The sequence below is a fragment of the Nocardiopsis terrae genome, assembly GCF_014651695.1.
In the GTDB taxonomy this organism is placed as follows: Bacteria; Actinomycetota; Actinomycetes; order Streptosporangiales; family Streptosporangiaceae; genus Nocardiopsis; species Nocardiopsis terrae.
Genome location: NZ_BMXJ01000005.1, coordinates 423632 through 435772, shown reverse-complemented (window position 1 = coordinate 435772; position 12141 = coordinate 423632). Strand labels below are relative to the sequence as shown.

Annotated in this window: 10 protein-coding genes; 6 read left to right on the top strand and 4 right to left on the bottom strand. The window is 70.1% G+C overall.

Going from position 1 to position 12141, the window contains the following annotated elements:
- Window positions 1-47 precede the first annotated feature (47 nt).
- The 3 genes from IE195_RS16300 (at window position 48) to IE195_RS16290 (ending at window position 1908) form a co-directional block, all read left to right on the top strand.
- Window positions 48-485 carry a GNAT family N-acetyltransferase gene (locus tag IE195_RS16300; RefSeq protein WP_191272303.1) on the top strand — a complete coding sequence of 146 codons (438 nt, stop codon included), beginning with the start codon at window positions 48-50 and terminating at the stop codon, window positions 483-485.
- Between the two features lie 186 nt (window positions 486-671).
- Window positions 672-1334: a PaaI family thioesterase gene (locus tag IE195_RS16295; protein WP_191272302.1), complete on the top strand. Its 663-nt coding sequence runs from the start codon at window positions 672-674 to the stop codon at window positions 1332-1334.
- A gap of 268 nt (window positions 1335-1602) precedes the next feature.
- Complete coding sequence (locus IE195_RS16290; RefSeq protein WP_191272301.1) at window positions 1603-1908, top strand: chorismate mutase; 306 nt, start codon at window positions 1603-1605, stop codon at window positions 1906-1908.
- 76 nt (window positions 1909-1984) lie between these two features.
- Here IE195_RS16290 and IE195_RS16285 read toward each other — a convergent pair whose 3' ends face one another.
- Window positions 1985-3175, bottom strand: coding sequence for an endonuclease/exonuclease/phosphatase family protein (locus tag IE195_RS16285; RefSeq protein WP_225943350.1), 1191 nt, complete (start codon window positions 3173-3175; stop codon window positions 1985-1987).
- A gap of 405 nt (window positions 3176-3580) precedes the next feature.
- Between IE195_RS16285 and dnaE the strand changes: the two genes are divergently transcribed.
- Both dnaE and IE195_RS16275 read left to right on the top strand, forming a co-directional pair.
- Window positions 3581-7144 carry a DNA polymerase III subunit alpha gene (dnaE, locus tag IE195_RS16280; RefSeq protein ID WP_191272299.1) on the top strand — a complete coding sequence of 1188 codons (3564 nt, stop codon included), beginning with the start codon at window positions 3581-3583 and terminating at the stop codon, window positions 7142-7144.
- Window positions 7145-7308: 164 nt separating this feature from the next.
- Complete coding sequence (locus tag IE195_RS16275; protein WP_191272298.1) at window positions 7309-8178, top strand: PadR family transcriptional regulator; 870 nt, start codon at window positions 7309-7311, stop codon at window positions 8176-8178.
- 74 nt (window positions 8179-8252) lie between these two features.
- Here IE195_RS16275 and IE195_RS16270 read toward each other — a convergent pair whose 3' ends face one another.
- Window positions 8253-8786, bottom strand: a complete 534-nt coding sequence (locus tag IE195_RS16270) for a DinB family protein (RefSeq protein WP_191272297.1) — start codon at window positions 8784-8786, stop codon at window positions 8253-8255.
- A 78-nt stretch (window positions 8787-8864) separates the two neighbouring features.
- Between IE195_RS16270 and IE195_RS16265 the strand changes: the two genes are divergently transcribed.
- The gene (locus IE195_RS16265) at window positions 8865-9635 is read left to right on the top strand and encodes a hypothetical protein (RefSeq protein WP_191272296.1); all 771 of its coding nucleotides are present in this window, start codon (window positions 8865-8867) and stop codon (window positions 9633-9635) included.
- A 9-nt stretch (window positions 9636-9644) separates the two neighbouring features.
- Here the strand turns inward: IE195_RS16265 and IE195_RS16260 are convergent, their stop codons facing one another.
- On the bottom strand, window positions 9645-11513 hold the full coding sequence (locus IE195_RS16260) for an AMP-dependent synthetase/ligase (RefSeq protein ID WP_191272295.1): 1869 nt from the start codon (window positions 11511-11513) through the stop codon (window positions 9645-9647).
- 140 nt (window positions 11514-11653) lie between these two features.
- The gene (ybaK, locus tag IE195_RS16255) at window positions 11654-12136 is read right to left on the bottom strand and encodes a Cys-tRNA(Pro) deacylase (protein ID WP_225942484.1); all 483 of its coding nucleotides are present in this window, start codon (window positions 12134-12136) and stop codon (window positions 11654-11656) included.
- Window positions 12137-12141: the final 5 nt, after the last annotated feature.

The following is a 12141-nucleotide window of genomic DNA, read 5'->3' as shown; positions in this document are numbered from 1 at the left end:
CCGGGACCGGGTGCGGGGCCCGTCACCCGCGCGGATATCCTGCGCGGATGAGTAAGCCACAGATTCGCCGGGTCCTGGACGAGCGGGACCGCGCGGCCGTCTTCGTGATCAGGGGCGCCGTGTTCGTCGCCGAGCAGCAGGTGCCCATCGAGGAGGAGTGGGACGAGCGGGACGGTACCGCCGACTTCCTCCTCGCCCTGGCGGACGGGGTGCCGGTGGGCACGGTCCGCCTGGTGGACCAGGGTGACGGTTCCGGGCTCCTGGGCCGGATGGCGGTCCTGCCCCCGGGGCGAGGGAAGGGTACGGGTGCCGCGCTGGTCCGCGCGGCAGAGGACCTGGCGCGCGAGTCCGGGCTGGACCGGGTGGAGTTGCACGCGCAGACCCACGCTCTCGGCTTCTACGAGCGGTTGGGGTACACCGCCCACGGTGCGGAGTTCATGGACGCGGGCATCCCCCACCTGCACATGGAGCACAAACTCGGCTGACCAGGGCGGCCTCCGCCGCGGCCCCGGCGCACTCCCCGTTCCCCGCGGGTGTGACGGGGGGCGCACCGGCCCCCTCCTCTTCCCGGAATACTACCGAGTAGGATTCGGTTTTGACGGTGGCGCCCCCCGGCGTGCCCCCGCGCGCCCCAGCCAGCCGAGAACGAACACCGACCCGACGAGGAACAGATGACGGTCAACACGCAGCCGGTCACCGAGAGCCCCGACGACCCCCGAGCCTTCGGGCTCCCCCTCGTCGACGCCCACTCGCTCCCCGCCGAACTGCGCACGTTGGTCTCCCGCGTCCACGACCTGGTGGACGCCGTCGCCAACACCGAGGTCGACACCGACACCCTCGCCGAGACCGCCGCCACCGTCGAGGGCCTGACCGACCGCCTCAACGTCGCCCGCCGTCAGATCGGCGCCATGGTCCGCCGCGAACTCGGCGACGGCACCACCATGGTCGGCACCATCACCAACATCGTCGAGGGCGAGACCAACCCCGCCGCCCCGCAGCTCTTCCTCGACCGCACCGACGAGGGCCTGCGCGCCGAGGTCACCCTCAACACCATCTACCAGGGCCCTCCCGGCCTCGTGCACGGCGGCTGGATCGCCGCCATGCTCGACCAGGCCGTCGGCAGCGTCTCCGCCGTCGAGACCAGCCCCGGCCTGACCGCGAACCTGGAGATCGACTACCGCCGCCCCACCCCGCTGTTCACCCCGCTGGAGATCACCTCCTGGGTGGAGCGGGTCGAGGGGCGCAAGGTCTTCGTCGCCGGTCGGATCCGCGCCCACGGCCAGGTCACCGCCGAGGCCACGGCCCTGATGATCCGGGTCGAGGCGGACGGGTGACCCGGTACCCGGGGGCGCGCCCGCTCGGCGCGGCCCCCGCCGTTGTAGTAACATCCTTCCCATGACCCACCGCTATTTCGTGTTTAGCAAGCCGACGGACCCGTCGGCCGCTGTCACGTAGGCGGAACCAGGGGAACGTCGGCAACAGAGCACTCGGGCAGCGCCCGGTGCTCTTTCGCTTTTCCGGGCGGCCGACGCCCCGCACCCCCGTGCCCCGGGGACGTACGGCCGCACCGCGCACCCGTACGCACCGAGGAAGGGACCCACCGTGCACGAACGCCACATCCCGCGGCAGACCGACGAACACATCGCCCACCTGCGCGGTCGGATCGACGCACTGGACGCAGAGCTCGCCGGACTCCTCGAACGCCGCGCCCTGGTCGCCGCCGAGGTACAGCGGCTCAAGCCGGTCGGCTACTTCGCCGGACGCGACACCGAACGTGAACGCCGACTGGTCCAGCGGATGGCCGAGTACGCGCCCCGCCTGGGGCCGGACCGCCTCGCCGCCATCATGGACCGGGTGATCAGCGCCGGACTCGACGCCGCCCAACAGGAGGAAGCGCCTACGCCCTGACCGGGCCACGGGCACGGCGACCCGGCCGTCGCGGACCGGCCCGGCACCGGTCCGCGACGTTCTCCGCGGGCTACGCCTACCGGACGACGTCCACCCAGACCAGGCGGTGGTCCGAGCTGGGGAAGGGGTAGTCCCCGGTCAGCCGGAACAGCGGGTCGTCCACCGTCGGCCAGAACACACCCGAACCCCGCGCGGGCAGCGAACGCGACGGCAGCACGTAGTCCACCCGCAGGTTGCCCGGACCGGGGTCGTCAGCGAAGTCCGCGCTGTCCAGCTCCGGAGCGCCCTCGTGCCCCCCGTTGGCACCGTCCTGACGCCCGGCGGCGCCGCGACCGCCCTGGCTGGAGGGGCGCACGTCCACGACGTCCCGGTGCTCCAACAACTGGGCCACGGCCTCCGGGTGCCCGTCCCCGTCGTTCGGGTCGGCGTTCAGGTCACCCGCGATCACGAAACGCGACCCCGGTGCCAGCCCTCCCCGGACGCCTGCGTCGTCGTAGACGTACGAACCCGCGCGCGGCCTCACGTAGTCGGCCCAGAAACGGATCTCGTCGTGGTTGCGGGCCACGTTGCGCTTCTCGGGACCGTCGAAGGCCGGCGGCGTGGGGTGGCTGGCCAGCAGATGCACCGGGCGGCCGCGGCCCGTGTCGATCGGCAGGTCCCAGTGGCTCTTGGAGGACAGCCGCAGCACCTCCAGGGCCTCCTCCGAGTAGTACGGCTCGCCGGTCCCGGGGTCGGTGGGCAGCATCGCGTCAGGCATGTCCGACCAGCGGAAGTTCTGGAAGGTGCGCACCTGGCTGGTGAGGATCGGGTACCGCGAGTACACGACCATCCCGTACTGGCCGGGGAAGAGGCCGTAACCGAAGGCGTCCTCGGCGTACCCCGGAGCGCCCGGCTCGGTCACCGACTCACCGTCGCCGTTCAGGTCCACCCCCGAGGCCACACCCGTGTTGACCGGAGCGGTGTACACGTACGGATACTCGATCGGCTCCGCGCCGTTCTGCCCCACGGACAGGTAGTTGTCCTGGAACCTCCGGGGACCCGCGCCCTCCTCGTCGTAATCGAACTCGTTGACCAGCAGCACGTCGGGGCGCACGTGCTGGATGATCTCGGCGACGTTGCGGGCCTGCTCGCTGTCGGGGGTGGCGAGCTCCTCGGCGAGGGCGCCCTGCTCCGGGCGCTCCAGTGCGGTGTTGAAGGTCGCGAAGCGCACCTCGTGCGCCCCCGGGGGTTGGGGGACCGAAGGGGACACGGCCCCGGAGGCAGGCATCGCCACCAGAGCGGATGCTGCCAGGACGAGGGTGGCGGTGGAAGCGACTCTGCGGGGCACTGCGGTCACGGAGGCGGTCCTCTCAGCAGGGGGCGGGCAGGGCGGTCGTGGCACACCGACCGGCCGGAGGCTAACAGGCGGGTGTGGCCGAACGGTGTACCCCTGTCGTCCGAACCCGAACCCGAACCCGAACCCGCGCACGCCCCCGTACCCCAGCCCAACCGCGATCCGCCCTTCCTCCCGCGGGTCCGGTGCCGTGATCCGGGCCGCCCCTGCCATGATCGGCCCCCGAAGCGCCGTTGCGTGCTCCGGCCGGTTGTCCACAGGCGTCCCCGAGAGTCACCGGAAAGTCGTAGTCTCAGGAGTCAACACCCGTCCGTCTACCCGCCTGGGGGCACCCGCGTCATGGCCGACTCCTTCGCACATCTGCACGTCCACACCGAGTACTCGATGCTCGACGGGGCGGCGAAGCTGAAGCCCCTGTTCAAGGAGGCGGCACGGCTGGAGATGCCAGCCGTGGCGATGACCGACCACGGCAACATGTTCGGGGCCTACGAGTTCTACCAGCAGTCCAAGGGGTCGGGCGTCAAGCCCATCATCGGCATCGAGGCCTATGTCGCACCCGAGTCGCGCTTCCACAAGAAGCGGGTCTTCTGGGGCCGTTCCAACACCTCCGACGACGCCTCCGCCGAGGGCGGCAAGGACATCTCGGGCGGTGGCCGCTACCTGCACATGACGATGCTCGCCCAGAACGAGCAGGGGCTGCGCAACCTGTTCCGGATGTCCTCCCTGGCCTCCGCCGAGGGCTACTACATGAAGCCCCGGATGGACCTGGAGCTGATGGCCCAGTACAACGAGGGCATCATCGTCTCCACCGGCTGCCCCTCCGGCGGTGTGCAGACCCGCCTGCGGCTGGGGCAGGAGAAGGAGGCGATCGAGTACGCCGCCGGTCTCCAGGACATCTTCGGCAGGGAGAACGTCTTCCTGGAGCTGATGGACCACGGTGTGCCCATCGAGAAGGAGGTCCGCGACGGTCTGCTCAGGGTGGGTCGTGAGCTGAACATCCCGCCGCTGGTCACCAACGACTCCCACTACGTCTACGAGTCCCAGGCCTCGGCGCACGACGCCCTGCTGGCTGTGGGCGTGGGCAAGAACCTGGACGACCCCACCCGGTTCCGGTTCAACGGCTCGGGCTACTACCTCAAGACCGCGGACGAGATGCGCGGGCTGCTCAACTTCGACGAGTGGGCCCAGGGCTGCAAGAACACCCTGCTCATCGCGGAGCGGATCGACGCCAACGCCTACGACAACGTCTTCGCCCACCGTGACCTGATGCCGGAGTTCCCCATCCCGGAGGGGGAGACCCAGGCCTCCTGGTTGGCCAAGGAGGTCGAGCGGCTCCTTCCGACCCGCTACCCGAACGGTGTGGGCGACGACGTCCGCCGGAGGGTGGAGTTCGAGCTCGGCATCATCAACGAGATGGGCTTTCCCGCCTACTTCCTCGTGGTCTCCGACATCTGCCAGTACGCGCGCAAGGTGGGCATCGCGCTGGGCCCGGGGCGTGGCTCGGCGGCGGGTTCGATGATCGCCTACGTCCTGGGCATCACCGACCTGGACCCGCTGGAGCACGGTCTGCTCTTCGAGCGGTTCCTCAACCCCGAACGCGTGACCATGCCCGATGTCGACCTCGACTTCGACGAGCGTAGGCGCGGCGAGATGATCGACTACGTCACCCGCCTGTACGGCGAGGAGCGGGTGGCGCAGATCCTCACCTTCGGCACCATCAAGGCCAAGGCCGCCGTGAAGGACTCCACCCGCATCCTGGGCATGCCCTACTCGGTGGGCGACCAGATCACCAAGGCCTTCCCCGCGGCGGTCGGCGGTAAGGAGATCCCGCTCGACGCGGTGTTCAACACCGAGAACGAGCGTTACACGGAGACCGCGGAGCTGCGCAACCTGGTCGACAACGACCCCCAGGTCTCCAAGGTCATGGAGACCGCTCGCGGTATCGAGGGCCTGACGCGTGGCACCGGTGTGCACGCGGCCGGTGTCATCTTGTCGAAGGAGCCCCTGCTCGACGTCATCCCGCTGCACAAGCGAGACACCGACGGCGCCATCATCACCGGCTTTCCCTACCCTCAGTGCGAGGACATGGGTCTGCTCAAGATGGACTTCCTGGGCCTGCGCAACCTGACGATCATGGACGACGCGGTCAAGAGCATCAAGGAGTCCGAGGGGGTCGACATCGACCTCATCAAACTTCCGCTGGACGACAGGAAGACCTACCAGCTCCTCTCCCGCGGTGACACCCTGGGCGTGTTCCAGCTGGACGGCGGCGCGATGCGCAACCTGCTCAAGCGGATGGAGCCGAAGAAGTTCGGTGACATCGCGGCCGTCCTGTCGCTGTACCGGCCCGGTCCGATGGCGGCCAACGCGCACAACGACTACGCCGACCGTTCGAACGGCCGCCAGGAGATCACACCGATCCACCCCGAGCTCAAGGACGCTCTGGAACCGATCCTGGGGGAGACCTTCCACCTGCTCGTGTACCAGGAGCAGATCATGGCCATCGCCCAGCAGTTGGCCGGGTACACGCTGGGCGGCGCAGACCTGATGCGGCGCGCCATGGGTAAGAAGAAGAAGGAAGCCCTGGAGGAGGAGGAGGCCAAGTTCTTCCCCGGGGCGATGGAGCGCGGCTTCTCCCGGGAGGCCGTCCAGGCCCTGTGGGACGTCATGCTCCCGTTCGCGGGCTACGCGTTCAACAAGTCGCACGCCGCCGGGTACGCCCTGGTCTCCTACTGGACCGCCTACCTCAAGGCCAACTACCCGGCCGCGTACATGGCCGCGCTGCTGACCTCGGTCAGCGACGACAAGGACAAGATGGCGGTCTACCTGGCCGAGTGCCGGACCCAGGGCATCAAGGTGCTGCCGCCGGACGTCAACGAGTCGGGTCTGCGCTTCACCCCGGTGGGCAGGGACATCCGTTTCGGTATGGGCGCGGTGCGCAACGTGGGCGCCAACGTCGTGAACTCGATCGTCAAGACCCGTACGGAGAAGGGCAAGTACTCCTCCTTCACCGACTTCCTCGCCAAGATCGAACTCGCCGCCTGCAACAAGCGCGTGGTCGAGTCGCTGATCAAGGCGGGCGGGTTCGACTCGCTCGGCCACCCCCGCCGCGAGCTCTACCGCCACCACGAGACCGCGGTCGAGGGCATGATCAGCTCCAAGAAACAGGAGGCCCACGGCCAGTTCGACCTGTTCGGTGGCGGGGACGACGACGGCGACTCCACCCCCATCGGCCTCAACATCCAGTGGGGTGAGGAGGAGTGGGACCGCAAGACCAAGCTGGCCTTCGAACGGGAGATGCTGGGACTGTACGTGTCCAGTCACCCGCTCGCGGGTGCCGAGCGGGTCCTGGCCCGGTCCCGGGACACCTCGATCGCGCAGATCGTCGCGGGTGAGATGGCCCGTGAACGCGGTGAGGTGCGGATTGCCGGGCTGATCTCCAAGGTCGACAAGCGCACCAACAAGGCGGGCAACCAGTGGGCGATCGCCACGGTCGAGGACCTGGACGCCAGCATGGAGGTCCTGTTCTTCCCCAAGACCTACCCGCTGTACGTGGAAGCCCTGCTGGAGGACACGGCGGTCACGGTCAAGGGGCGGCTCAACGACCGGGACGGCACCTGGTCGATGTTCGCCTCGGAGATGTCGATCCTGGACATCTCGCACGTCACCGAGGGTGAGCCGCCGGTGCTGCTGACGGTCGCGGAGGAGCGCCTGAACCCGGAGTTCATCGACGACCTGCGCCAGGTGTTGGACACCCACAAGGGCGAAACCCCCGTGCGCATCCGGGTGGACAACCCGGTGCGCTCCCGGATCTACGCGGTGGACCGCTACTCGGTGCGGATCTCACCGGAGTTCAACGGTGAGATGAAGAGCCTGTTGGGGGCGTACGCGGTCGACTACTGACCCGGTGGGGCCGTCGTCGGCCTGCCCCGGCCCCCGTGTGCGGTGATGCACACGGGGGCCTTTTCTGTGTTTGAACTCTTGCTCGGCGATAGTTAAAGATATATCTTTGATCTATCTAGACAGTGAATGACTGTCGCAGAATGTCTACAGAGAAGAGAACAACCATGACTGCCATGGCACTTCCCGGCCCCTGGTCCTGGGGCGGGCGGCGCACCGGGCGCCCTCGGCTGCCCTGGGCCCGGCGGCCCACCGACGCCCCCCGGACGCACCTCGGGCACGGTGACCCCCACGGCTCCCGGCGGGACGGGTTCGGACACCCTCCGCCCCCGCAGGGGCCATCGGGACCCCCGCGCCCGCCGGGGCCGCCGTGGGAGGGGGTCGCCGGCCCCTTCGGCCCCGGTGGACCGATGGGCCCCGGTGGCCCCTTCGGGCCCGGCGGCCCGTTCGGGCACGGGGGCGGACCCGGCGGCGGCCGGGGCGGGCGGCGCCGCGGCGGCCCCAGGGCCAAACGCGGCGACGTGCGCACCGGAATCCTCATGCTCCTGGCGGAGGAGGAACGCAGCGGCTACGAGATCATCCGTGAGGGTCGCGAACGCAGCGGAGGGAGCTGGCGTCCCAGCCCCGGCTCCGTCTACCCCATGCTCCAGCAGTTGGAGGACGAGGGCCTGGTCGAACAGGCCGAGGGGCAGGGCCGCCGACGCCCCTACAAGCTCACCGAGGAGGGCGTGGCCCACCTCGAGGAGCGGGGCGCCGAACTCACCCCGCCGTGGGCGGCGGGCGCCGACGCCTACGCGGACACCCGGTCCCACTACGAGGAGGTCGGCAACCTGGCCTACCAGCTCGCGGCCGCGGCCTCCCAGGTCGCCCAGGCCGGCACCGCCGATCAGCTCGAACGTGCCAAACGGCTCCTGTCCGAGACCCGGCGCGGCCTCTACCTGATCCTGGCCGAGGAGGACGTTCCCGTCGGCCCGGCGGACGCCGAGGAGCCCGGTGGAGGGCGGCCCGATGCGGCCGGGGGCGCCCGACGGGGCTGAACCCCGGCCGGTACACAACGGCACCGGGGCCCGGGAGGCGCGCACACCCGTCCCGGGCCCCGGTACCGTCGCCCCTACTCCCCGGTGACGCCGTCGGCGAGCTCCCGCAGGACGTCCAGGTGCCCGTTGTGGCGGGCGGTCTCCTCGATCATGTGCATGAGCACCCAGCGCAGGGTCGTCCGCCCCCTGCGGTCCGGTACCCGGCGGGAGGAGTTGCCCAGCTCCAGGCGGGAGGTGATCTCCCGGGAGCGCTCGCACTGCGCGGCGTACTCGGCGAGGAGCTCGTCCAGGGGGCGCTGCGCCCCGGCCCTGAACTCCCCGTCGGGGTCCTGGGCCGAATAGGGCGCCGTGTCGGGTTGGTTGAGCATCACCACCTCGAACCAGAACGCCTCCACCCAGCGCAGATGGGACACGATCCCGCCGATGGTGGACATCGGTGACGCCGGCAGCGGAGCAGCGGCGGAGAGCCCGTCGGCCAGACCGGCGCATTTGCTGTGTACCGTGGCCCGGTGCCAGTCCAGCCAGGCGAGGAGCATCGTGCGCTCGTCGGCTGCCATGGGAGGATCGACACGCTCGGGCAGGGTCAGGGGACTGCTCTTGTCGCTCATGGCGGTATTGTCCTTCGGGTCATGTCCGGTATCCACTGTTTTTCGGCAGGTCCGGGCGGCGACGGCGAGGAGCGGGTGATGGCGGAACAGAGCGGTACGGGAGCGTCGGGGCCCGGGCGCGGACTGGCTGTGGGAGCGGTCTTCCTCGGGGTCTCGGTCCTCCTGGGAGCACTCCTGGGCCCGCTGTGGTGGTGGCTCGCGCCCCGCCCCGAGGTGGTGGTCCTGGACGGGGGCGGTGTCTTCACCGGTGCTTCCGAGGACGTCTTCGCCGGTGAGGGCTACTTCGTCCTGATCACCGCGGCGGCCGGGCTCGCCACCGGCTACGGCGCCTACATGGCCCAGTTCTCCCTGGCCCGAAAGCGCTTCCAGGACCTGCGCCTGACCGTTCTGATCACGGGTTTCCTCGGCTCCGCCGCGGCGTCCCTGCTGGTCTGGCGGATCGGGACTGCCCTGGACGCCCCCGCCCGTGAGGCGGTCCTGGCGGCCGACCCCGGGGACACGGTCACCGCGGCCCTCCAACTCCAGGCCACGGCCTTCCTGGTGGTGTGGCCCTTCGTGTACGTCCTCCAGTACGGGCTCCTGGACGCCCTCAGCCTGCTGCGCAGCGACCAGCCCGGCGTCCCCGAACCCGTCCGCTCCCAGGACGAGGACGGGATCGGTGGGACCGGGGGGCGGACCGGTGCCGACGTCGCCGGACCCGACCGCGGGCCGGACGCCTCCGGCCCGCGCACACAGGACCCGCACCCGCAGGGCCCGCCCGGGACGACGTCGGCCCCATCCGCCGGGGCCGAGGAGCCGCCGGTCGCAGCGGAGGGGGACGCCCCCGGCCCCGAGGGGCAACGGGGTTGAGACCGGCCCTCACAGGGACTGGACGGAGCCCTCGTACATCCCGTCGAGCAGGTCGCGGTACCTCTCCTCCACCGCTCTCCGACGCATCTTCAGGCTCGGCGTGATCTCCCCCTGCTCCACCGTCAGCTCACTCGGCAGGATGGCGAAGTCCTTGATGGTCTCGTGCCGGGGCAGGTCCTCGTTGAGTTCGTCGATGGCCTCCTGCACCATCGCCCGGACCTTGGGGTCCCTGGTCAGGCCCGGGTACTTCAGCGTGCCCAGACCGTTGGCCTCGGCCCAGGTCCCGATCGCCTCGGGATCCAGGGTGACCAGGGCCACGCAGTAGGGGCGGCGGTCGCCGTGCACGACCAGGTTGCCGACGTAGGGGCACAGCGACTTGAACCGGCTCTCGATGCTCTGGGGCGCCACGTACTTGCCGCCGGCGGTCTTGATCAGTTCCTTCTTCCGGTCGGTGATGCGCAGCCGGCCGTTCTCCAGCACCCCGATGTCACCGGTGGCGAACCAGCCCTCCTCGTCGAGCACGGCCTCGGTGGCCCCGGACAGGTTGTGGTAGCCGCGCATGACGCTGCCGCCGCGCAGCAGGACCTCGCCGTCCTCGGCGATCCTGACCTCGGTTCCCGGCAGGGGCATGCCCACGGTGCCGAAGCGCACCTGGCCGGGCCGGTTGAGGAAGGCGCCGGCGGAGGTCTCGGTCAGTCCGTAGCCCTCCAGGATGGTGATCCCGGCACCGTAGAAGAACCGGCCGATCTCCGGGGCCAGGGGCGCACTGCCGGACACGAAGAACTTCAGGCGCTCTCCGAAGCGGGCGCGCAGCTTGGCGAACACCAACCGGTCGGCGATCCGGTGCTGGGCGGCCAGCAGCCCGGTGGGCTCCTTGCCGTCCTCCCTCAGCCGGGCCACGCGGTCGCCCACGCCGACGGCCCACCGGAAGATCCGGTACTTGGTCGGGCCGCCCTCCTTGGCCTGCATGACCACCCTGTTGAACACCTTCTCGAAGATGCGCGGGGCGGCCGCCATGAAGGTCGGCCGTACGACGGCCAGGTTGTCCACGATCCTGTCGACCCGGCCGTCCACGGCGGTCTTGTAGCCGATGCGCAACTGGCTGACCTGCATGACCTTGCCGAAGCTATGGGCCAGGGGCAGCCACAGGTACTGCACGTCGTCCGGGGTCAGCATCTCCCAGCCCCGGGCGCGTATCTCCTCGTCCATGATCCTGAGCGCCTCGGCCTCGTACAGCCAGTTGGAGTGGTCCAGACGTACCCCCTTGGGACGGCCGGTGGTCCCGGAGGTGTAGATCAGTGTGGCCAGGTGGTCCGGTTTGACCGAGGCGACCAGTTCGCCGAACAGCTCCGGCTTCTCCGCGTGCAGCTCGGCGCCCCTGGCCTCCAGTTCGGCCAGGCTCATGACCCAGTCGTCGTCGCCCCCGGCGTCGCCCTCGAAGGCGATGACCCGGGAGAGACCGGGCATGGCACCGCGCTGCCCCATCAGTTTGGCGACCTGCTCGTCGTTCTCGGCGAAGGCCACCATGCTGCCGGAGTCGGAGACGATGTAGGCGCAGTCGGGCGGGGGCGAGGAGGGGTAGATGGTGGTGGACGCCCCTCCCGCGCACAGGATCGCCAGGTCGGCCAGGATCCACTCGACACGCGTGTCAGCGGCGATCGCACAGCGGGCCTGTGAGGTCACACCCAGCGAGTGCAGGCCCAGGGCCATGTCGCGCACGCGGTCACGGGTCTGGGTCCAGGTGAGGGTCTCCCACTTCTCGCCGGATCCGGTGGGCGAGGGGACCGGGTAGCTGAACGCCTCCCGGTCGCCGGATTCGGCGACGCGGGAAGCGAACATGTCGGGGACGGACCGAAAGGGGGATGGGGTGTTGTCCATGTCACAAAACTACCCCTGGGTAGGAAGGGCGGCAATACTCGGTGGCCGCGTCCGCGGAGGTCCGCCGCCCCTGTGTCCCAGGGGATTCCGTCAAGGGAGCGGAGGCACCGACAGGCATCCGGACCGGCCCGGTGCGCCGGTCAGGCCGCGCCGATCGGGGCGGTGACCGCCTCGGTCAGCGCGATCAGGTCCTTGGGGGTCAGCTCCATCTGTAGCCCCCGGCGTCCGGCGGAGACGTAGACCGCGCGCAGCCCGGTGACGGAGGAGTCGATCACCGTACGCAGCCGCTTGCGCTGCCCCAGCGGGCTGATCCCGCCGCGTACGTACCCGGTGATCTTCTCGGCCCGGGCCGGTTCGGCCATGGTCGCCCGCCTGCCGCCGACCGCCGCGGCCAAAGCCTTGAGGTCGAGCGACGTACTGACCGGGACGACGCCCACCGTGAACACGCCGTCCACCTCGGCCACCAGCGTCTTGAACACCTGTTCGCGGGGCACACCGATCGCGTCGGCGGCGTCAGCCCCGTAGGAGTGGCCGTCACCGCCCGGCACCTCGTAGGGGTGCAGGGTGTAGGTGGTCTTGGTCCTGCCGGCGGCCACGGTCGCGGGCGTGGCTTTTCCACTCATGGGGT